This window comes from Celeribacter sp., assembly GCF_048266405.1.
Classification (GTDB): domain Bacteria; phylum Pseudomonadota; class Alphaproteobacteria; order Rhodobacterales; family Rhodobacteraceae; genus Celeribacter.
The window spans coordinates 57,779-77,558 of record NZ_JBLWZO010000001.1 but is presented as its reverse complement, the minus strand read 5'-3'; the positions used below and the strand labels follow the sequence as shown (position 1 = coordinate 77,558).

Annotated in this window: 21 protein-coding genes and 1 tRNA gene; 13 read left to right on the top strand and 9 right to left on the bottom strand. The window is 57.0% G+C overall.

Going from position 1 to position 19,780, the window contains the following annotated elements; genetic code table 11:
- The first annotated feature begins 12 nt into the window (after positions 1-12).
- The 6 genes from ACN0TS_RS00410 to ACN0TS_RS00385 all read left to right on the top strand — a co-directional run bounded on the left by ACN0TS_RS00410 (position 13) and on the right by ACN0TS_RS00385 (position 5,056).
- A complete protein-coding gene (locus ACN0TS_RS00410; RefSeq protein WP_417257344.1) occupies positions 13-921 on the top strand; it encodes a hypothetical protein in 909 nt (302 codons plus the stop codon).
- Positions 922-1,001: 80 nt separating this feature from the next.
- Positions 1,002-3,206: a LamG-like jellyroll fold domain-containing protein gene (locus ACN0TS_RS00405; protein WP_417257343.1), complete on the top strand. Its 2,205-nt coding sequence runs from the start codon at positions 1,002-1,004 to the stop codon at positions 3,204-3,206.
- Positions 3,203-3,496, top strand: a complete 294-nt coding sequence (locus ACN0TS_RS00400) for a hypothetical protein (protein WP_417257342.1) — start codon at positions 3,203-3,205, stop codon at positions 3,494-3,496. The genes ACN0TS_RS00405 and ACN0TS_RS00400 overlap by 4 nt, the downstream gene beginning before the upstream one ends.
- Complete coding sequence (locus tag ACN0TS_RS00395; RefSeq protein ID WP_417257341.1) at positions 3,496-3,999, top strand: hypothetical protein; 504 nt, start codon at positions 3,496-3,498, stop codon at positions 3,997-3,999. Before ACN0TS_RS00400 ends, ACN0TS_RS00395 begins: the two co-directional genes overlap by 1 nt.
- 83 nt (positions 4,000-4,082) lie before the next feature.
- Positions 4,083-4,790 (top strand): lysozyme, encoded by a 708-nt coding sequence (locus ACN0TS_RS00390; protein WP_417257340.1) that lies wholly within the window; start codon positions 4,083-4,085, stop codon positions 4,788-4,790.
- Positions 4,790-5,056, top strand: a complete 267-nt coding sequence (locus ACN0TS_RS00385) for a hypothetical protein (RefSeq protein ID WP_417257339.1) — start codon at positions 4,790-4,792, stop codon at positions 5,054-5,056. Before ACN0TS_RS00390 ends, ACN0TS_RS00385 begins: the two co-directional genes overlap by 1 nt.
- 454 nt (positions 5,057-5,510) lie before the next feature.
- Here the strand turns inward: ACN0TS_RS00385 and ACN0TS_RS00380 are convergent.
- Positions 5,511-5,587: transfer RNA gene (locus ACN0TS_RS00380), tRNA-Ile, on the bottom strand.
- 233 nt (positions 5,588-5,820) lie between these two features.
- Between ACN0TS_RS00380 and ACN0TS_RS00375 the strand changes: the two genes are divergently transcribed.
- Complete coding sequence (locus ACN0TS_RS00375; RefSeq protein ID WP_417257338.1) at positions 5,821-6,066, top strand: hypothetical protein; 246 nt, start codon at positions 5,821-5,823, stop codon at positions 6,064-6,066.
- Positions 6,067-6,166: 100 nt separating this feature from the next.
- Here the strand turns inward: ACN0TS_RS00375 and ACN0TS_RS00370 are convergent, their stop codons facing one another.
- Positions 6,167-7,087 carry a sterol desaturase family protein gene (locus ACN0TS_RS00370; RefSeq protein WP_417257337.1) on the bottom strand — a complete coding sequence of 307 codons (921 nt, stop codon included), beginning with the start codon at positions 7,085-7,087 and terminating at the stop codon, positions 6,167-6,169.
- 99 nt (positions 7,088-7,186) lie between these two features.
- Between ACN0TS_RS00370 and purM the strand changes: the two genes are divergently transcribed.
- The 3 genes from purM (at position 7,187) to rnd (ending at position 10,085) form a co-directional block, all read left to right on the top strand.
- Complete coding sequence (purM, locus tag ACN0TS_RS00365; protein WP_417257336.1) at positions 7,187-8,230, top strand: phosphoribosylformylglycinamidine cyclo-ligase; 1,044 nt, start codon at positions 7,187-7,189, stop codon at positions 8,228-8,230.
- Positions 8,227-8,817, top strand: a complete 591-nt coding sequence (gene purN / locus ACN0TS_RS00360; RefSeq protein WP_417257335.1) for a phosphoribosylglycinamide formyltransferase — start codon at positions 8,227-8,229, stop codon at positions 8,815-8,817. The genes purM and purN overlap by 4 nt, the downstream gene beginning before the upstream one ends.
- Positions 8,818-8,927: 110 nt before the next feature.
- Positions 8,928-10,085, top strand: a complete 1,158-nt coding sequence (gene rnd / locus ACN0TS_RS00355) for a ribonuclease D (RefSeq protein ID WP_417257334.1) — start codon at positions 8,928-8,930, stop codon at positions 10,083-10,085.
- A gap of 83 nt (positions 10,086-10,168) precedes the next feature.
- On the opposite strand, the gene ACN0TS_RS00350 is transcribed toward rnd, so the two are convergent.
- From ACN0TS_RS00350 to mazG, 3 genes are all read right to left on the bottom strand, one after another.
- Positions 10,169-10,666, bottom strand: a complete 498-nt coding sequence (locus ACN0TS_RS00350; RefSeq protein WP_417257333.1) for a GNAT family N-acetyltransferase — start codon at positions 10,664-10,666, stop codon at positions 10,169-10,171.
- 345 nt (positions 10,667-11,011) lie between these two features.
- Positions 11,012-12,028, bottom strand: coding sequence for a Fe(3+) ABC transporter substrate-binding protein (locus ACN0TS_RS00345; protein WP_417257332.1), 1,017 nt, complete (start codon positions 12,026-12,028; stop codon positions 11,012-11,014).
- Between the two features lie 97 nt (positions 12,029-12,125).
- A complete protein-coding gene (gene mazG / locus ACN0TS_RS00340; RefSeq protein WP_417257331.1) occupies positions 12,126-12,971 on the bottom strand; it encodes a nucleoside triphosphate pyrophosphohydrolase in 846 nt (281 codons plus the stop codon).
- A 199-nt stretch (positions 12,972-13,170) separates the two neighbouring features.
- On the opposite strand from mazG, the gene cysS reads away from it, so the two are divergent.
- The 3 genes from cysS to ACN0TS_RS00325 are packed head-to-tail and all read left to right on the top strand — an operon-like array spanning position 13,171 to position 17,023.
- On the top strand, positions 13,171-14,610 hold the full coding sequence (gene cysS / locus ACN0TS_RS00335; RefSeq protein ID WP_417257330.1) for a cysteine--tRNA ligase: 1,440 nt from the start codon (positions 13,171-13,173) through the stop codon (positions 14,608-14,610).
- A 2-nt stretch (positions 14,611-14,612) separates the two neighbouring features.
- Positions 14,613-16,247, top strand: a complete 1,635-nt coding sequence (cimA, locus tag ACN0TS_RS00330) for a citramalate synthase (protein WP_417257329.1) — start codon at positions 14,613-14,615, stop codon at positions 16,245-16,247.
- Entirely contained in the window at positions 16,244-17,023 is a 780-nt protein-coding gene (locus ACN0TS_RS00325; protein WP_417257328.1) for a squalene/phytoene synthase family protein, read from the top strand. The genes cimA and ACN0TS_RS00325 overlap by 4 nt, the downstream gene beginning before the upstream one ends.
- On the opposite strand, the gene ACN0TS_RS00320 is transcribed toward ACN0TS_RS00325, so the two are convergent.
- The 4 genes from ACN0TS_RS00320 to ACN0TS_RS00305 all read right to left on the bottom strand — a co-directional run bounded on the left by ACN0TS_RS00320 (position 16,996) and on the right by ACN0TS_RS00305 (position 19,703).
- Positions 16,996-17,229 (bottom strand): ribbon-helix-helix domain-containing protein, encoded by a 234-nt coding sequence (locus ACN0TS_RS00320; protein ID WP_417257327.1) that lies wholly within the window; start codon positions 17,227-17,229, stop codon positions 16,996-16,998. The genes ACN0TS_RS00325 and ACN0TS_RS00320 overlap by 28 nt on opposite strands.
- Positions 17,210-17,503: a DUF4169 family protein gene (locus ACN0TS_RS00315; protein WP_417257326.1), complete on the bottom strand. Its 294-nt coding sequence runs from the start codon at positions 17,501-17,503 to the stop codon at positions 17,210-17,212. Before ACN0TS_RS00315 ends, ACN0TS_RS00320 begins: the two co-directional genes overlap by 20 nt.
- Before the next feature lie 105 nt (positions 17,504-17,608).
- Positions 17,609-19,003, bottom strand: a complete 1,395-nt coding sequence (gene fumC / locus ACN0TS_RS00310) for a class II fumarate hydratase (RefSeq protein WP_417257325.1) — start codon at positions 19,001-19,003, stop codon at positions 17,609-17,611.
- A gap of 190 nt (positions 19,004-19,193) precedes the next feature.
- On the bottom strand, positions 19,194-19,703 hold the full coding sequence (locus tag ACN0TS_RS00305; protein ID WP_417257324.1) for an SspB family protein: 510 nt from the start codon (positions 19,701-19,703) through the stop codon (positions 19,194-19,196).
- Positions 19,704-19,780 lie beyond the last annotated feature (77 nt).

Genomic DNA, 19,780 nt, shown 5'->3' with positions numbered 1-19,780 from the left:
ATGTCTTATGGAATGAAGTTGATAAATTCACTTGGCGCTCAAGTTGTCGATCAGGATAGCCGCGTCCTGATGGTGGCTGAAACGGGCATGACGACAAAGTATCTCAATGCTCTGAAAGCAGGTTCTCCAACTGCGCGATCCAATGATGAATGGACATTGGAGGCTTTAGGTGATCTGCGGCAATTTATTTCGCAACGTCTGGGGGCAAACACATATCCCGCGATCCATTCTCCCCAAATCCCGCCCATCTCGTTCACGTATTTCAATGTCATGCCATCCCATTATTCATGGGCGCAGTATCTATCCATGCCAGTGCTAACGGGAGCGTTCGCGTCGAAGGAAAGCCTTTGTTTCTATCAGACCTATGGTCACGCCAACATCACGCTCTCGATGGAGACCGTTTGGGAACTGGATAACATCGCGACGGGTTCCCTTCCTCACGTCTGGACGGTTGGAAATGTATCTGTCCCATATATGCTTGTGACCCCGTTTTCTCCCGATGTGATGGTTGAGGAGCAAGCGGGCGAAAACTACGGAATGCGAATTTTGAACGGTGACGGCGATGTGGTCTATGACAGTCGTTATCAAGCGCCGCCAATCGCCATGACCATACTGCTCGATCAAGACACGATTGAAGACATTATGGACAACAACACCCATGTTGATGTGACGCTGCCAGAGTCCATGCCGAATTGTTGGATCGCCGCACCTGCGCTGCACACATATCGCGACGATTGGTACCGGACTGGTGGGCACTGGTATTGGCGACGTCGCACCTTGAGTATCGGGCAGATCAATAACACCACAATACGGATTTCGAGAAACTCTGTTGTGGTGAAGACCACGAACAACAACCCGCGAAACAACACCGACTATATCCAAAACGACGTGATGATCTTCGTGTCACGGGACATTTCGTAGGTCGCATCACTCAACGGAAACTCACAACCGCCCGCCATCGAGCGGGCTTTTTCATGCCCAATCGCTAGGAGAAAACACGCATGTCATGGTATCGCACAGGCACCGCCACGGTCACGTCAGGATCGGCCACGGTCACGGGGAGCGGCACAAATTGGGGCGGCACACCTGTCAAAGTGGGCCACGGCTTCATCGGTCCTGACGGTGAGATTTACGAGATCGCGACCGTCAATTCGAGCGCCGAAATCACCCTTGCAACGCCCTACGCGGGCGATACCGCATCGGGCGCAGCCTATGCGATTGTGCCTACGGCGGGCGTCAACGTCGAACTTCACGCGGCGGTGCAAGCGCTTATCGAGCGCGCAAACAATGACCTCGACACGCTCGATCAGTGGAAATCTGACCTGCAAACCGAGATTGACGACGAGTTCGCGGCGGCATTGGCGGGCTATCAGGCGAGCATCGACGCTGCGGTGGCCTCGATTGACTTGGCCGCAATCGCGGAAACCAAGAACGTCACCGCCGTTGCGGGCTTTATCTACGACACGTCGAAGGACAGCGACGGGGGCGCGTGGCGTCACCGCTGCCAACACACCTCTTGGTATGACGAGGTAGGGCCGTTCCCAAGTTTGGCGATCCTTATCTTAGAGGAGACAGCTATCTGGATTTTTGACGGTGACGACCCTGATATGCCGTTGTGGATGGGGCTTCCAAGCGGGCCGAACAGGTTCCCCACGAACACTAACATGACGAGTATAAGCGCGAAGAATGGGTGTGTGTTTTTCGGTCACACTTCCTATCTAGGGCGTTTGAATTTCCCCTTAGATGAATGCGGCGTTACAAACACCACGGGATACCGACCATTTTTGGGTTCGATTTCAGAGCGCGGAGACGCGAAGGGCTACAGTGATGCGGTTAACTCTCTTGGATTGATCAACGGTTATGTCCGCGATGTTGCCATGACCGTCCTGCCGACCGCGCCAGTAGACCCCGCAACAGGCTTACAGGTGCCGACGATTGCCGTGGCAACGGATGGCGGCGTGAGCATCATCGACGGTCCTGCGGGCGTTGGCACGGTGGTTGATCAAACTTACTCTGGGCTTCCTGCTGTGTCCTTGTCCATCCATGACGGGGACGTGGTTTCTTTTTGGTCAAACAATGCCGTGTTCGTATCCTCTATTTCTGCATTTGTAGCAGATTACTCTGGGTCAGGGATGGGTTTCCACGAAGCGCATTATCAGGGGCGGGCCTACTATGCACTGCCATCAGAGAAAACTATCCCAACTATAAGTGGCGGAATTCCCGTGTTACGTGGTCAGTGCGGTAGTCGAGCCAACTTGGTCCTATCGAAGTCGGATGGACTGGCATTTGTTCACGAAGACCCTGATGAAAAAGGTAGAGGTATGGTCGCCTACACCGCTGCTGATTACGCGACAGGTTGGATGGTCGGTGACATTAAGGGCGCTTGGTTGGCCGACACGGACGCGAGCGACTTGGTGGGTGGCACAGATCCCGACCGCTCCCACAATGGCAACGGCCTGACAGTCAACGGCACAATTACACGCACCCCCGTCGCGACAGGTGCGGAACTGGTCGCTTATTCGGGGTTCAGCGCATCGAATTACCTTTCGCAGCCCCTCAATCCAGATCTGGACTTCGGCACGGGCGATTTCTGTGTGATGGGGTGGGTGAAGGGGGCCACTATCCTTTCTACCGCCGTAATTCTGTCTCGCGGGGCAACGGCTGCGACAGGTTTCCATCTATACAAAGGGTCCACAAGTTCCACGCCAATGATAATTTTTCGTGTCGGTGGCACTACCCTTTATGGGGTTTCTGGAATTTATGATGATTGGGTCCATGTGGCTGCCGTCCGCAAGGATGGGGTGGTTTACGTCTACTTCAACGGTGTCGTTGAGGCACAAATTGCGGCCCCCGCTGATGTATCTGGTGCGTATACAACTGAAATCGGACACTCCACCTCTCTAGGCGCTAATGCATTTATGAAGGGTATTTCCCTCATTCGCATATCCGCCACGGCCCCGTCAGCGGACCAAATCCGCAAAATCTACGAGGATGAAAAGCACCTCTTTGCAGAGGGCGCGGCTTGCACCCTCTACGGGGCGTCTAGCGACGTGAAAGCCATTGCCGCAGACCCCGACACGGGCTTGCTCCATGTTGGCACTTCGGACGGGCGGTCGGTGTTCCAAGGGCTGCGGCGTGTGGACAACACCGAAGACGCGGTGACGACATTCATTGACGCAAAAAATGGGATGGTGATTGAGCAATGACGGTCAAAGTTTCAAAGGAAGAAATGAACCTGCGCGAAGAGTTGAACAAACTTCGAGCGCAGGTTGCGCGACGCCAAGAGCCGTTTTGGTTCGATGGCAATGGGGCGGACACGTCTTTTGCCTTACCGCACGGATGGAAGCCGAAGTTCGTCTACGTTGACGGGGCGCTCTACCGCGAGGGCGCGAGCGAGGACTACACCGTCACCTTCGACGGGTTCGTCTACACGGTCGAATTTGCGGTCGCTCCGTCAACCGTTGACGTGGGGATCATATGCGAAGGGGGGGTGTGATGACGGTCTTCATCCAAAAGGGCGATCCTCCAATGACCAAGCGCCAAGCGATCAAGCGCGGGCTGCGGCACTTCGACGCCGAGAAGGCCCAATATGAGCGTGAGGCGGGCTTGCTGACGGGATCACAGGCATATGCCGAGTGGGCAAATCAATGGCTCAACGACAACGTGGTGAATGAGGCAAACAACATCTTCAACATCCAACTGGCCGCATACCGCGCGGCGGTCGAGCGCCTTGCCAAGTACCGCCTCGCTGATGGGCGGCCAGAAACGTCGCGCGAGGTTCCCACGGGTCTCTTCGACGAAGAGGGCGCGGAGATTGTCGAGACGGTCATAACGCCCGCAATCGAGCCGCTAGAGCCGACCGTCGAGCGCATGAATGAGGAAGGTGAGGCCGAGCAGGTTCCCAATCCCCTGATTGTAGCCGACGACGCCGAGCGTGACGCCGCGCAAGCGGTGATCGACGCCACGCCCGAAGACGTGAAGGCGTTCGCGCAAGCGTAGCGAACGCCCCACCAACTCCCACGACCGAACGGCCCGCCATCGAGCGGGTCTTTTTTATGCCGAACGAAAAGGATTACAGGCAGATGAGCAAAATCGAACAGGCACTCACGGCACCGAAAGCACTTGGCATCGCGGGGGGGTCAGTGGCGTGGCCTATTTTCGTCCCGTCGCCCGACACCTACGCGACGATACTTAACCAGGTTCTCATTCCGACACTCGGTCTTTTGATTGCGCTGTTTACGCTTTTGATCAAAGGGCGGGAATGGTGGCGCGGGTCGCGGTGGTCGAGCTACCGCAAAGACGAAAGCGGGGGGATCGGGCGGCGCGGCGCGTTCGGTATTTTGTCGGCTGCGGCGTTGGCTGCGGCGATTCCTGTCGTGTCACAGTTCGAGGGGCGCAGTTTGAAGGCCTATCGGGATATTGTCGGGGTCGCGACGATCTGCGACGGCGTGACGCTTGGCGTGGAAATGGGGGACACGGCGACAAATGAGGAATGCGACACACTATTGGCCCGAGAGCTTTTGGCTCACGCTTCGGGGCTGTCTGCGTGTATCTCTGACGATGTAGAGGCGACAATCCCGCGTGATATGTCGGTGGCGCTGATTTCGTGGACGTACAACGTCGGGGTGGGGGCTTCATGCGGCTCTACGCTTGTGCGCAAGCTGAATGCGGGCGATCTGGTCGGGGCTTGTAATGAGCTGCCACGGTGGAACCGAGCGGGCGAGCGCGTTGTGCGCGGCCTGACGAACCGACGCGCCGCCGAGCGCGATCTTTGCTTAGGGGCGCTGTGATGCTGTCCCGCCTCCTATCCTACATCACGGGCCCGCTCGCAGTGGCGGGCCTCGTGGCCTCATTGGGGCTTTTGGCGTGGGTGAATGCCCTGAAAGCCGACAAGGCCGCTCTTGAGGTGAAAAACGCGGCTCTGGCCGCCACTGTCGCCGCGTGTGAGGCGCGGCAATCCGACATAACCGAACATGAGGACCGATCCGATGAAATTGATATGCTTGGCCCCGATGATCTGCGCGACCGTGCTTTTGAGTGGGTGCTTCCGTTCTGACGAAGCTCCGTCCTATCAGGGGCCGCTGTTCTGCGATCTCTACGATGTTCGGCGGTTCTCCCAGGAGGAAATCGATTGGCGCGCGGCGAATGCGCCGTGGAACCTGCGTAAAGACCTCACGAACAATGAGGACCATAAGGCCGAGTGTGTTGCTACTGGCGCAACCTGATCCGGGCTTATGTCGGATTGTGGCAGCGCCGCTTACGCATTCGCTGGACGCCACCGTGCGACACCGAGGGTAGGTCTTAGGTTTGTGCCAATATCCCCGTGTCGCCTTATCCTCCTTTGTTAGTCTAAATCATTTGCCAGAACAACTGGCCAAGCCATCGCTTCTGCGCTGCCGTTCGATGGTATGTTCTCGCAAAAAGTGGGAAAGATTCCCTGAATGTTCATGGTGTTTTGTGGGTTTCTCGGTTTCCCACTTTGGCGGTAAGTGTTTGATTTTTATGAATTTTGGTAGGCCCGGCAGGACTTGAACCCGCAACCAAAGCGTTATGAGCGCTCTGCTCTAACCAGTTGAGCTACAGGCCCGCCGAAGCCTTGACTATTGTGGAGGTGCGGCGGGGTCAAGAGGGTTTGAGGCGTGAGGTACGTATTGTTCGACTTCGGCCGCGTACAGGTATTTGTTGACAGTCTGGTAACTTTGCCCTCACGCTCGACACAGTGGGGCGGAATGCTCGTTTGTTTGTCAACGCCGAAGATGTCGGGTTTGGCGTACGAAGCCACTTTCAAAGATATATTTGTGAAAAAACAGGACATAAATGATGAAAAAGACACTTCTTGGCGCAGCGGGCTTTCTCGTTGTCGCAGTACAGCCTCTGTTGGCGGGCGAAAGAATTATGATTGAGCCATCCACGTCGTCGGGTGACAAAGTTGGCGCCGTTATTTTGGGTCTGTTTGTGGCCTATGTGATTGGCTCGACCATAGGCAAGGGCGGAACAACCATGTCCACCAAAGACACGGATGCAGCATTTGAAAAGCCCAAAGGCAAATTGCTTAAAAAGTTCTAGAGCAAGGCTTGATAGGCGATTTCTATGTATAGATCATGAGGGGCGCGCATTTGGCGGGCCCCTTTTTCGTGAGCGCGTTCTGTAGCTAAGGCGCAGGGATTTATTTCCCGAGACTGACAATCCGTTTGAGAGGGTACAAAAACGTAGACGCTAGATCATGCTGCATCAGTGGAGCGTCCTCGGGGTCGGTGAGGCCAATGGGGGGCTGTTCATGGCCTGCGGAACGGATCAACGTTCCGAACGCCCAATCCCATAGAGCGAGGGTCTGACCATAATTGCTATTGTAGTGAGCGGGAAGGGTGGAGTGGTGGATTTGGTGTTGCGCGGGTGAGATGACCACCCGTTCGAGCCACGCGGGATAGCGCATCCAGATATGACTGTGGTGCAGGTTGGCCATTGCGAAATTGGCAGCCATTGCAAAGAGATTCACGCCCGCGAATGTGGCGGCCGCTGTGTCGGGGGCAAGAAAGGCAGCGATCAAGCCCTGCACGAGGCCGAGGGCAGCGGTTTGAATGACTGCGGACAGAACCAACGCCAATGGATGTTGGCGGTATGCCGTGATTGGCGTCATGACTTCGGCGCTATGATGGACCGCATGGAGCGGCCAGATCATGCGCAACTGGTGAAAGGCGCGGTGCATCCAGTAGCTGGTCATATCCGAGGCCAACCACATCAGAAAGGCCACAGCCACCGGACCGATCAATGCGCCGGAGTTTGTTGGCGACAGGGCTCGTGAGACCGCGACGGCTATCACCGTGATGAGAGACAGTCGCCCGAAGATGCCAAGGGCAACCATTCCGCGGCCGATCACAAAAAGCTGCATATCCAGACGAGTTGAGGCGTGGCGCCAGATGCGTGCGGGGGTGGCCCATGCCCAAAAACCGCACGTCGCACGCCCGCGCCGCAGTTCCAGCCTATAGTATAGCCAAACAATGATGAGGGTGGCCACGATATACTCGGGCGCAATTAAGACATGCGCCGAAAAGAGAGCTTGATACAGGTAATCGAGAGTGTCCCACATACAAGTATAGGCGAGGCGGGTGGCGATTTTGTCAAGGGGAGGAGTTGTCAAAAGCCCAAGGGTGGGCTATCGGAAGCCAACCAAATAAGGAGCGACGTGATGAGTGGCAAAAAAGGTCTCACCTACGCCGACGCAGGCGTGGATATTGACGCAGGCAACGCGCTCGTCGAGCGCATCAAACCCGCTGCGAAAGCGACCAAGCGGGCAGGCGTTATGTCGGGCCTTGGCGGGTTCGGCGCTATGTTTGACCTCAAGGGTGCAGGCTATGACGATCCGATCCTCGTGGCTGCCACTGATGGGGTTGGTACCAAGTTGCGCATCGCCATCGACACCGACAACGTCTCCACTGTTGGAATCGACCTTGTCGCTATGTGCGTCAACGATCTGGTCTGTCAGGGGGCCGAGCCGCTCTTCTTCCTCGACTATTTCGCTACGGGCAAGCTCAAGCTCGATAATGCAGCCTCTATCATTGAAGGCATCGCCAAGGGCTGCGAGCTGTCAGGCTGTGCGCTGATTGGTGGCGAGACGGCGGAAATGCCGGGCATGTACGAAGATGGTGATTTCGATCTCGCGGGCTTTGCTGTTGGAGCAATGGAACGTGGCTCCGATCTGCCTTCTGGCGTCAAAGTGGGTGATGTTCTGCTCGGTCTTGCGTCGGATGGCGTGCATTCCAACGGCTATTCGCTCGTGCGTAAAACGGTTGATATATCCGGCTTTCGCTGGACCGACATCGCGCCGTTCTCCGACGACACGCTCGGCAACGAATTGCTCAAACCCACACGTCTTTATGTGAAATCCGTCTTGGCCGCGATCCGCTCTGGTGGCGTTCACGCGCTGGCCCATATCACTGGCGGCGGCCTGACCGAGAACCTGCCACGCGTTTTGCCTGAGGGACTTGGGGCCGACATTGACCTGACTGCATGGACCCTGCCACCCGTTTTCAAATGGCTTAGCGAGACGGCGCAACTGTCACAACATGAGTTGCTCAAGACTTTCAACTCCGGCATTGGCATGATTGCCGTGGTGGATGCGGACAAGGCACAGGCGCTCACCGCATTGCTCGAATCCGAAGGTGAAACGGTGTACACGCTCGGGACCGTGACCACGGGCGGCGGCGTGACCTATGAGGGCACATTGGTGTGACCAAGCGCGTTGCGATCCTGATCTCGGGCGGTGGCTCCAATATGGTGAGCTTGGCCCAGTCTATGGTCGGGGATCACCCTGCGCGCCCCTGTTTGGTACTGTCTAACGTGCCTGATGCGGGCGGGTTGGCCCGTGCTGCCGAGATGGGCATTCCTACGGCGGTGGTGGACCACAAAGAGTTCAAGGGCGACCGCGACGCGTTTGACGCGGCAGTGATCCGCGCCATTGATGCCCATGCGCCCGACTATATTGCGCTTGCGGGCTTTATGCGGATTTTGACGCCTGCCTTTATCAGTCATTATGCGGGTCGGATGCTCAACATTCATCCCTCGCTTTTGCCGAAATATAAAGGCCTGCATACCCATGCGCGCGCCATTGAGGCAGGGGACGCAGAGGCGGGGTGCACGGTGCATGAGGTGACGGCCGAACTTGATGGTGGCCCGATCCTGACACAGGCGCGGGTTCCGATCCTTGAGGGTGATACACCTGACGATCTGGCGGCGCGTGTCCTGCCCAAAGAGCATCTGATTTACCCTGCAACCCTGCGCCGCTTCATCGAAGGCGATCGCGCGCGGGTTGATCTTTAGGGCTGCTGCGCACCGAGAAGGGGCAACCTGCTTTCCTTTTCTGCAAAAACTGCGTAAGAGGCTTCCACGACGCGCGGGATGACCCCGCACCGCAGTATAAAGAAGTCAGCATGATCACAGTAAAAACGACCGAAGGGCTACAAGCCTTTTGCGACCGCGCCAAGGCGCATGATTACGTTACCGTAGATACCGAATTTTTACGTGAGCGGACCTACTATTCCAAACTTTGCCTCATTCAACTCGCCGTTCCCGGTGACGAAGAAGAAGATGCGGTGCTTGTCGATCCCTTGGCCAATGGCCTCGATCTCGCCCCTCTTTATGAGTTGTTTAAAGACGAAAGCGTGGTCAAAGTGTTCCACGCCGCACGTCAGGATCTCGAAATTTTCTACATTCAGGGTCAGGTCATCCCCAAACCCTTGTTCGACACCCAAGTGGCCGCGATGGTCTGCGGGTTTGGCGAGCAGGTAGGTTATGAGACGCTTGTGCGCAAGATTGCCAAGGAAAGCCTTGATAAGACCTCGCGCTTTACCGACTGGTCGCGCCGTCCATTGACTCCCGCACAGGAAACCTATGCACTGGCCGATGTGACGCATTTGCGGGTGATTTACGAATATCTCGACAAGGAGATCAAACGCACAGGTCGCCAGAAATGGGTCGAAGAGGAAGAAGAAATCCTCACGTCGCCATCGACCTATGTCATTCACCCCGACGAGGCATGGCAGCGTGTGAAAACCCGCACCAATTCGGGTAAATTCCTTGCCGCTGTTAAAGAATTGGCAGCCTTTCGCGAGAGCTACGCCCAGTCGCGCAACATCCCACGTAGTCGCGTATATAAAGACGACGCTCTGTTGGAGCTGGCCTCGACCAAGCCGCAGTCCTTTGAGGATTTGTCGCGCTCGCGCCTGTTGTTGCGTGAGGCTCGCAAGGGCGACATCGCCAACGGTATTCTCGCCGCGATAAAGGCCGCAGCGGCCTATGGGCCAAAGGATATGCCTGTCGCGGATCGCAGCAAGGAAAAGCTCCAGATTAATCCAGCGCTTGCCGATATGTTGCGGGTACTCTTGAAGGCGAAATCAGACAATTATAACGTCGCGGCCAAGATGATCGCGTCGGCGTCCGATTTGGACCGCATTGCTGCGGGCGAGCGTGATGTGAATGCGCTGCGCGGATGGCGGGCCGAGGTGTTCGGCAATGATGCACTGCGTCTGTGTGAGGGCAAAGTGGGCCTCGCTGTCAAAGGTCAAAAGGTTGATGTGATCGCGCTCTAAGTGAGTATGCGATCACATTGGGGCGGTGGAGAGGGAGGAGCTCCGCCGCCCCTTTTTTGTGGCCTGTGCTCTGAGGAGAGAGATCAGGCCACCGCCATTGAAAACCGTTTTCCGGTCATTGGGACGGGATCAAATCCACAGGCAAGGTAGGCTTTTTGCGCCGCAACATTGGTGGTCATAGTGCCCACGGTTATGCGACCGCAGCCCATATTCTTGGCAAGGTCGCGCGAGGCTTCGATCAAGGCGCGTCCCACGCCCATGCCGCGGTGCGCCTCATCGACAAAGAGATGGTGCAGGTCCATGACGCGCTCGCCAAATTGCAGCCGCATCCCGCCGGTGAGACCGGCGTAGCCGATCACACGCCCGTCTTTCTCGGCTACGATCAGTTTTAACCACGGCATGTCGGCCTTTAGCAAATGCACGAGCGCGGGCAGGTCGAGTGTCGCGGCCTCGCCGTGATGCTGCGCAAGGGCGGCGATCATGGTCAGAAGGGCAGATTTATCGGCCCATTGCGCGGGTCGGATGGTGAGGCCCGCAGGCGTGGTATGTCGGGTGTGGGGCAGGGTTGTATCGTGTTTCATCTTAACTCTCCTATGTGCGCCACAGGGAGTTCGAAAAACAAAAAAGCCGCCCTGCGGCGACCTTTCATTTTTCCATGACGACAGGCCGCTCTCTATATGAGATCGGACCAATAATAAGCAGTCATGGGCATTGCGTGTTTCATGCCTGTGAAGGTGGCGCAGAGGCGCTGCACTGTCAATTGATAAAATGCAGTGTTTCTGAAAATAGTATTTTCCCAAGTCAATATGACGTGAAGTGACACATTGCCTGCGTGATGTTTCCTGTTGTTTTCAAATAAAAAACTCCCGCCTCAGTTGGGTTTGAGGCGGGAGCGTATGGTGGGTCTTGTGTTTGGTCTTACGACATTAGCCGTCGTAATCGACCTCTTCGGTCAGGCGAAGCGCGTCGCCACGGTGGGTGGCGATTTCCATCAGGTTGAGCTCGTCTGGTTCGAATGTGCCCCAGCTCGCAACCAGATCAGTGGCTTTCGTGCCTGGCGCAATCGGATATTCCGAGTTGGCCTCGGCGTAGATTTCCTGTGCCTCTGGCGAGGTCAGATATTCGATGAACTGCACGGCCTCGTCATAGTTCTTGGCCGCTTTGGTCAGCGCTACGCCAGAGATGTTGACGTGTGTGCCGCCCCCTTCGAATGTGGGGAAGTCGAGGCGAACGCTATTGGCCCATTCGATTTGTTCCGGATCGGCGAGCATTTTGCCCATGTAGTAAGTGTTGCCAAGCGAGATATCGCATTCGCCTGCCCAGATCGCCTTAACCTGAGCGCGGTCGTTGCCTTGGGGTTTGCGCGCAAGGTTGGCTTTGACGCCTTCAAGCCACGCTTTTGTGTCCTCTTCGCCGTGGTGGGCGAGATAAGCGGAGGTGAGGCCGATCATATAGGTGTGCGTGCCTGAGCGGGTGCAAATGCGGCCTTTCCATTTGGGGTCTGCGAGGTCTTCGTAGGTGGTCACTTCACCCTCGGCGACGCGGTCGCGAGACGCGTAAACGATACGGGCACGGGTGGTCAGGCCCCACCATTGGCCCTCAGGATCGTGATATTTGGCGGGCACATTGGCTTGCAATTTGTCGGTCACAACGGGCTGCGTCACACCCGCATCCACGGCTTCGGCCAGACGAGAAATATCGACGGTCAGGATCACATCGGCAGGGGAGCGGTCGCCCTCGGCCTTTAGGCGTTCAACCATGCCTTTTTCGAGATAGGCAACATTGACGTTGATTCCTGTGGCTTCGGTGAATGCCTCTGTCAGGGGAGCGATCAGCTCGGGCTGACGGTAGGAATAGACGTTCACGTCTGCGGCCATTGCCGTAACGGCTGGCAGGGACATAAGGACGGTGGTCGTGGCGAGAATGGTGTGTTTGATGTGCATGGAGTGCCTCCTTGGTTGAGGCGCTTTTAATCTGACAAAAATGCTTGGTCAATAGCTGACTGAAAATATCAGGATTACAATTTTATGACGGGAGAACTCAGAGCTTTCCCGCTTTATCCTCGACCTTCACCGCATCCCAGAGCGCGTCCATTTCGGCCAGATCGCTGTCGCTTGGCGCTTTTCCCTTTGCTGCAAGCCTATCTTCTACAGCATTGAAGCGACGTATGAATTTAGCATTGGTTGCGCGCAGAGCTTCCTCGGCATCGACACCCAAGTGACGGCCAAGATTGGCAACGACGAACAGCAGATCTCCGAACTCCTCGAACACCTCCGCCTGCGTGAGCGTGTCGCGGGCCTCTTCCAATTCGGCGGCTTCTTCGCGGATTTTGTCGAGGACATGCGAAGCATCGGGCCAGTCAAAGCCCACCCGCGCCGCGCGTGTTTGCAGCTTTTGCGCCCGCATCAGGGCAGGCAAGCCCATCGCCACTCCGTCAAGCACCCGTGTTTCGCCGCGCCGCTTGCGCTCGGCGGCTTTCTCGCGCTCCCAGTCAATCGTCTGTTGCTCTGGCGACTTCTGGTTGCTCTCGTCGCCAAAGACATGTGGATGGCGCGAAATCATTTTGGCCGCGATACTCTTGGCCACGTCATCAAAATCAAACAGCCCCTTATCGGCGGCAATCTGCGCCTGAAATACCGATTGGAACAACAGATCGCCCAACTCGGATTTCAAGTCCTCCATATCGCCCCGCGCAATCGCATCATCGACCTCATAGGCCTCTTCAATCGTGTAGGGGGAGATCGTCGCGAAATCCTGCTTGATATCCCACGGGCAGCCGCCCTCGGGATCGCGCAAGCGGCGCATGATCTCAAGCAACTGTTCGATGCCCTCGGGCACGTCGTGGATCGGGTCGGTTTGGGGCGGTGTTTTGGGCGTATCTGTCATAGGGCGCACCGTGGCCGCGCATAAAAGGGTTTGCAAGGGGCAAAAGCGCCGTTAGTGTCGCGGGCATGACGAACCGTGCATCCATCATTACCATCTGCATTATCCGCTGAACAACGTTCTGCGGGTCCTCGTCTCTTTCATCTGAATTGTGAAGCTGATAAGCCCGCGGGGACACCCGACGAGAGGCTTTTGAGCGCTTATGACTGACCGCCAGACACAGATCAAACTGACCAACACAAAGACCCGTCACAAGGACGTCTTTGTGCCTATAGATCCCGACAATGTCCGCATGTATGTCTGTGGCCCGACGGTCTATGATCGCGCCCATATCGGCAATGCGCGGCCTGTCATTGTGTTTGACGTGCTCTATCGGCTCTTGCGTCATGTCTATGGCGCGGATCACGTCACTTACGTGCGCAATTTCACCGACGTGGACGACAAAATCAACGCCAAGGCCGCAGAGACGGGGCGCTCCATTCGCGAGATCACCGATGAGACGATGCAGTGGTATCTCGACGACATGCGGGCCGTGGGCGCGCTTGATCCTGACAAGATGCCACGGGCGACGGAATATATCGGCGCGATGATCACGATGATCGAGGGATTGGTCGAGAGCGGTCATGCCTATGTCGCCGAGGGGCATGTGCTCTTCGCGGTGGAAAGCTACAAGGACTACGGCAAGCTGTCGGGGCGCAGCATCGACGACATGATCGCAGGCGCACGGGTCGAGGTCGCCCCTTACAAACGCAACCCGATGGATTTCGTGCTGTGGAAGCCATCCTCGGAGGGTCAACCCGGATGGGACAGCCCGTGGGGCTATGGTCGCCCCGGATGGCATATCGAATGCTCGGCCATGTCCTATGAATTGCTTGGCGAGACCTTCGATATTCACGGCGGCGGCAACGATTTGATGTTCCCGCACCACGAAAACGAGATCGCCCAAAGCTGCTGCGCCCATGACGGGGCAGGGTTCGCGAACTACTGGCTCCACAACGAGATGTTGCAGGTCGAGGGCAAGAAAATGTCCAAGTCGCTTGGCAATTTCTTTACTGTCCGCGATTTGCTCGATGGCCATGATGGCCAAGCCCCCGTTCCGGGAGAAGTGATCCGCTTTGTGTTTCTAAGCACGCACTACCGCAAGCCGATGGACTGGACGGCGGAGAAGGCTAAAGAAGCAGAGAATACTCTCAGATATTGGATGGATCTGACGTGGGAACTTGAGCCTACCGCTGAAGAAAGTTTTACCCCAGAGACTAAATTGGTTGATGCGCTTTCGGCTGACCTGAATACCCACTTGGCGCTCACGTATCTTCGTTCACTGCATAACCAACCCCAGAAACTTCTGGATAACGCACGTTTTATGGGATTTTTGTCGGACGAAGCACGGCAAAAACGCCGCGAGATTGAATCCGCAATTCCGCATGGCTCAGGGAGGGGGGGCAGCGAAGTGTTGGCAAAGTTGGCTGTTGAACTAGATGCGCTTCGGAATGCCGCAAAACTCTCCAAAGACTTCGCGCCCGTGGACGCTCTCAAAACCGCGCTCTTGGAAGCGGGCGTCGAGGTTCGCATGTCCAAAACGGGTGTTGAACTTGAGGCCGGTCCGAAGTTTGACGCTTCCAAACTGGAGGGCTTGCTGTGACCATGTCCGTAAATAAAGACCGCCTCTACATCTTCGACACCACTTTGCGCGACGGGCAGCAGACCCAAGGCGTGCAGTTCTCCACCGAGGAAAAGCACCAGATTGCCCATGCGCTCGACGCGCTTGGGGTGGATTACATCGAGGGTGGTTGGCCCGGTGCCAACCCGACCGACACCGAATTTTTCGACGCGCCACCGAAAGTCGATGCGACATTCCTTGCCTTCGGCATGACCAAACGCGCGGGCCGTTCGGCGGAGAACGACGATGTGCTTGCGGGCGTGTTGAACGCAGGGACGAAGGCCGTGTGTCTGGTCGGCAAAACCCATGATTTCCACGTCACCACGGCGCTCGGGTTTACCCTCGACGAGAACCTCGACAACATCGCGCGGTCGTTTGAATATATCGTGGCGCAGGGGCGCGAGGCGCTGTTTGACGCCGAGCATTTCTTTGACGGGTACAAGGCCAATCCCGACTACGCGCTCAAATGCCTGCACGCCGCTTACAATGCGGGCGCGCGGTGGATCGTGCTGTGCGACACCAATGGCGGCGCCTTGCCCCAAGAGGTCCATGACATCACCCGTAAGGTGATCGAAAGCGGTATCCCCGGCGATCATCTGGGTATCCATACCCATGACGATACGGGCAATGCCGTGGCCAATTCACTGGCCGCGATTGATGCGGGCGCACGTCAGGTGCAGGGCACGCTCAACGGCTTGGGCGAACGCTGTGGCAATGCCAACCTGATCACCCTGATCCCGACGCTCCTGCTCAAAGAGCCGTATCGGTCGACGCTGCAAACGGGCGTGACGGAACAGGCTTTGTCGGGGTTGGTCAAAACCTCGCGCACGCTCGACGATATCCTCAACCGCGTGCCGCAGCGCGCCGCTCCCTATGTGGGGGCATCGGCCTTTGCGCACAAAGCGGGCCTGCATGCCTCGGCCATTCTCAAAGACCCGACCACCTATGAACACATCGTGCCTGAGGTCGTGGGCAACGCGCGGATCGTGCCGATGTCGAACCAAGCGGGGCAAAGCAACCTGCGCAGGCGGCTCTCGGATATGGGTTTGGAGATTTCGGATAAAACCGATCTGGGCCGCATTCTCGACCGTATTAAGGATCGCGAGAGCGAAGGCTATGCCTACGACAGCGCACAGGCGTCATTCGAGTTGGAGGCGCGGCGCGAATTGGGGCTGTTGCCGAACTACTTCGAGGTCAAACGCTACCGCGTCACCGTCGAGCGCCGCAAGAACAAGCGCAACAAAATGGTGTCGCTCTCCGAGGCTGTTGTGGTCACAAAGATCGGCGGCGAAAAGACCCTCGCGGTCTCCGACAGTCTTGATTCCCACGGCAAGGACGCAGGGCCCGTGAACGCGCTCGCCCGTGCCCTGATGAAGGATCTCGGACCCTATCAGGCGCTGATCGACGACATCGAATTGGTGGACTACAAGGTGCGCATCACCCAAGGCGGCACCGCCGCGCAAACCCGTGTCATCATCGACCATGAGGACGGGCAGGGGCGACGCTGGTCGACCGTCGGGGTCTCGTCCAACATCATAGATGCCTCTTTCGAGGCTCTGCTTGATGCCATTTTGTGGAAATTGGTGCGCGACGGGGCAACGCCCGTGGGGGCCGCATGAGTGTGACTGCCTGTGCCGAATTGGTCGAGAAAACCGATCCGCAGCGGTTTCGCACCACGATGGCCGCACCTGTGGAGGCGCGTGCCGTGTTGTTCCCGATCCATGCCTTTTGTCTTGAGGTGGCCAAGGCCCCGTGGGTGACGAAAGAGAGCATGATCGCGGAGATGCGATTGCAGTTCTGGCGTGATGTCCTAACCGAAATCAGGGAACGCAAAGCCCCGCGGGCCCATGAAGTTGCGGCACCTTTGGCTGCTGTGCTGGATGATGCGGCTGCCTTGGCGCTCGACGAGGCCGTGACTGCGCGTCAGTGGGATATTTATAGCGATCCGCATGAGGATGAGGCGGAGTTCCACCGCTATCTCCATGCCACTTATGTGATCCCGATGCATGTGGCTGCGCGATTGCTCGGTGCGGACGAAACTCATGCTAAGGCTCTGAATAGATTAGGATTCGCAGGGGCTTTGGCGCGGTATTTTGCCGCGATCCCTGCGTTGCAAGAACACGGTCGCACACCGTTGATCGACGGGCGTCCCGAGGCTGTTGCGGCCTTGGCGAAAGAGACTGTGGAGAAGGCCCGTTGGGGGGCGCAAAACCTGCGTGGCCTGAGCAAAGCCGCCCGCGCGCCCATGTTGGACGCGATGATGCAAATGCCGCTGTTGCGTCAAGCCGCGAAAGATCCGATGGCGGTGATTGAGGGGCGTTTGGGGCAGGGCGCGATTAAAGCGTCCCTACGCTTAGCGGGCGTGTCTCAGCTCTCCAATTGGGCGGCGTTCTGATAATAATCCAAGACGTAAACACGGATCGCTGAGGCCAGTCCTGCGTCAACACCACGGGTCTCGTCGATCTGCGCCGCAAGCACGTTGATTGGCTTGTTCTGTCTCTCCGCGATCTCGCGAAAGGCCCGCCAAAACGGGTCTTCGAGCGACACAGATGTGCGGTGGCCATGCAGCGTGAGAGAGCGCTTAACGGGGCGGGCTGTCATGGTCGTCGTTTGCCTCATCGGTGGGAGTATCGTCTGTCTTATCCGCTTTGGCGTCGCGCATTGCGGTGGGTTTTGTGTCGTTGCAGGCGTCCGTCTTTGCGCCATCCAAAACGGATTTGGCTTTGGCCGCTTCAAAGGCCTCGACGTGCTTTTGAACTTTGGACAGTCCGAATTTGACTGCGTTTCTATCCGCCGCGGCGCGTTTTTCCGCGAGGGCCTTTTTTTTGCGAAATTGATTGAGATTTGTAACGTTTGACGATGATGATGTACTCATGGGGTAGAATATTACCACGAAGGCTCTTGTTAATAAAGTGTCAAATAAAAGGGCGACCCGAAGGCCGCCCTGTTGTCGTTTCTTTCATAGCGCACCGAACACCCGTTAGGACTTCGGCCCGATCATTTTTTCGGGCCGGACAACCGCGTCAAAAGTGGCCTCGTCGACAAAGCCGAGTGCGATGGCTTCTTGTTTGAGTGTGGTGCCGTTTTTATGCGCCGTCTTGGCCACCTTGGTGGCGTTGTCGTAGCCGATGGTAGGCGCAAGGGCCGTAACGAGCATCAAGGACTCGTGCAGCAATTTCTCGATACGGGGCTCATTGGCCTCGATCCCAGCCACCATGTTGTCAGTGAACGCCGAGGCACTGTCGCCCAAAAGCTGCATAGATTGCAAGACGTTATAGGACATCATCGGGTTGTAGACGTTCAACTCGAAATGACCTTGGCTGCCTGCGATGCCAACGGCGGCGTTGTTGCCCATGACATGAGCGCAGACCATTGTGAGCGCCTCGGCCTGTGTCGGGTTCACTTTGCCCGGCATGATTGAGGAGCCCGGCTCGTTTTCGGGCAAGATCAGTTCGCCCAAGCCACAGCGCGGGCCGGAGCCGAGCAAGCGGATGTCGTTGGCGATCTTGAACAATGAGGCGGCGACCGTGTTGAGAGCGCCGGAGAACATCACCATTGCGTCGTGTGCCGCGAGGGCTTCAAATTTGTTCGGAGCGGTCACAAAGGGCAGGTCGGTGATCTCGGCCATATTGGCGGCGACCATCTCGGCCCAGCCTTTTTGCGTGTTCAGCCCCGTACCGACAGCCGTGCCGCCTTGAGCCAATTCGTAAATATCCCCGAGGCAGGCCTCGACGCGGGCGATGCCCTTGCGCACCTGATGGGCGTAGCCGGAGAATTCCTGTCCGAGTGTGAGCGGCGTTGCATCCTGCGTATGGGTGCGACCGATCTTGATGATATCTTTGAACTTTTCGGACTTCTCTTCGAGAGCTGAGGCCAGTTTGTTCAGGCCGGGAAGCAAGACATCGCGGGCCTGCAACCCGATGGCGACGTGCATCGCGGTCGGGAAGGTGTCGTTTGACGACTGGCCCATGTTGCAGTGGTCGTTGGGGTGGACGGGCGTTTTGGACGCCATTTCGCCGCCGAGCATTTCAATCGCGCGGTTGGAGATTACCTCGTTGGCGTTCATGTTGGACTGGGTGCCCGATCCTGTCTGCCAGACCACGAGGGGGAAGTTGTCGTCGAATTTGCCGTCGATCACTTCGCCTGCCGCTGCGATGATGGCATCTGCGAGTTCGGGCTTCAATGTGCCGAGCGTCTTGTTGGCCATTGCACAGGCTTTTTTGACCACACCGAGGGCGCGGATGATCGGGACGGGCTGTTTTTCCCATCCAATCGGGAAGTTCTGGATCGAGCGCTGCGTTTGCGCGCCCCAATACTTGTCTGCGGGAACCTCAAGCGGACCAAAGCTGTCGGTTTCTGTACGGGTATTCGTCATCGGGGCTCTCTCCCTTGATGGTGCCAAAATCTTGGGTCTGGCTATACGCGGTCAGGGGTGCCAATGCAATGTATACCAACGCATACACCTGAGTGTTTGCGCTAAAGCTGTGTTTGATTTGAAGGAACTAAGCGTCGCGGGGCGTGAGAGCGCTTGAAAACGCGTCTATGTGCCTCGCCGCGCTCTCGTGTTATTTGCGAAATTTGTCCAGAGAGACGATTTCGGCCTCTTTGTTGGGTTTGGGGCCACCCTCAGGTTTATCCGCACCAGCTTTTTCGAGCGGGGTAATCTCGGCTTCAGTGGGAGAGAGGGCGTCATCGTCCTCCTCCATCTCGTCGGCGTCGATCTCTTGTGTCTCGAACCGCAGGCCAAATTCCACCGACGGGTCCACAAAGGTGCGGATTGCATCATAGGGAATATACAACGGTTCAGGATTGTCGCCAAAGTTGAGGGTGATGGCAAATCCGTCATCGGTCACGTCGAGGTTGTCGAACCAGTGCTGGATGACGACGGTCATTTCTTCGGGATAGCGATCAGATAGCCAGTCCGCCAGTTCGACATCGGGGTGCATGGTGTCGAATGTAATGAAGAAATGGTGATCTCCCGGCAATCCATTGGCTTTAACTCCGTCAAGAACTTTACGGATTAGTCCACGCATCGCGTCGTGCATCAGATTGCCGTAATCGATGCTTTTTCCCATTTCATGTCGTCCTCTGTGAAACCGTCTGGTTGCAGCATAGGGGATTCTAGAGTGAAGGGAAGAGGTTAGACGCGCGA

Coding starts and splice junctions, on each gene's coding strand:
- ACN0TS_RS00350 (WP_417257333.1), bottom strand. CDS start 10,666: ATGAAACACGATACAACCCTGCCCCACACCCGACATACCACGCCTGCG.
- ACN0TS_RS00400 (WP_417257342.1), top strand. CDS start 3,203: ATGACGGTCAAAGTTTCAAAGGAAGAAATGAACCTGCGCGAAGAGTTG.
- ACN0TS_RS00315 (WP_417257326.1), bottom strand. CDS start 17,503: ATGAGTACATCATCATCGTCAAACGTTACAAATCTCAATCAATTTCGC.
- fumC (WP_417257325.1), bottom strand. CDS start 19,003: ATGACGAATACCCGTACAGAAACCGACAGCTTTGGTCCGCTTGAGGTT.
- mazG (WP_417257331.1), bottom strand. CDS start 12,971: ATGACAGATACGCCCAAAACACCGCCCCAAACCGACCCGATCCACGAC.
- ACN0TS_RS00385 (WP_417257339.1), top strand. CDS start 4,790: ATGCTGTCCCGCCTCCTATCCTACATCACGGGCCCGCTCGCAGTGGCG.
- ACN0TS_RS00375 (WP_417257338.1), top strand. CDS start 5,821: ATGAAAAAGACACTTCTTGGCGCAGCGGGCTTTCTCGTTGTCGCAGTA.
- ACN0TS_RS00320 (WP_417257327.1), bottom strand. CDS start 17,229: ATGACAGCCCGCCCCGTTAAGCGCTCTCTCACGCTGCATGGCCACCGC.
- ACN0TS_RS00395 (WP_417257341.1), top strand. CDS start 3,496: ATGACGGTCTTCATCCAAAAGGGCGATCCTCCAATGACCAAGCGCCAA.
- ACN0TS_RS00405 (WP_417257343.1), top strand. CDS start 1,002: ATGTCATGGTATCGCACAGGCACCGCCACGGTCACGTCAGGATCGGCC.
- purM (WP_417257336.1), top strand. CDS start 7,187: ATGAGTGGCAAAAAAGGTCTCACCTACGCCGACGCAGGCGTGGATATT.
- cysS (WP_417257330.1), top strand. CDS start 13,171: ATGACTGACCGCCAGACACAGATCAAACTGACCAACACAAAGACCCGT.
- cimA (WP_417257329.1), top strand. CDS start 14,613: ATGTCCGTAAATAAAGACCGCCTCTACATCTTCGACACCACTTTGCGC.
- rnd (WP_417257334.1), top strand. CDS start 8,928: ATGATCACAGTAAAAACGACCGAAGGGCTACAAGCCTTTTGCGACCGC.
- ACN0TS_RS00305 (WP_417257324.1), bottom strand. CDS start 19,703: ATGGGAAAAAGCATCGATTACGGCAATCTGATGCACGACGCGATGCGT.
- ACN0TS_RS00390 (WP_417257340.1), top strand. CDS start 4,083: ATGAGCAAAATCGAACAGGCACTCACGGCACCGAAAGCACTTGGCATC.
- ACN0TS_RS00370 (WP_417257337.1), bottom strand. CDS start 7,087: ATGTGGGACACTCTCGATTACCTGTATCAAGCTCTCTTTTCGGCGCAT.
- ACN0TS_RS00410 (WP_417257344.1), top strand. CDS start 13: ATGAAGTTGATAAATTCACTTGGCGCTCAAGTTGTCGATCAGGATAGC.
- ACN0TS_RS00325 (WP_417257328.1), top strand. CDS start 16,244: ATGAGTGTGACTGCCTGTGCCGAATTGGTCGAGAAAACCGATCCGCAG.
- ACN0TS_RS00345 (WP_417257332.1), bottom strand. CDS start 12,028: ATGCACATCAAACACACCATTCTCGCCACGACCACCGTCCTTATGTCC.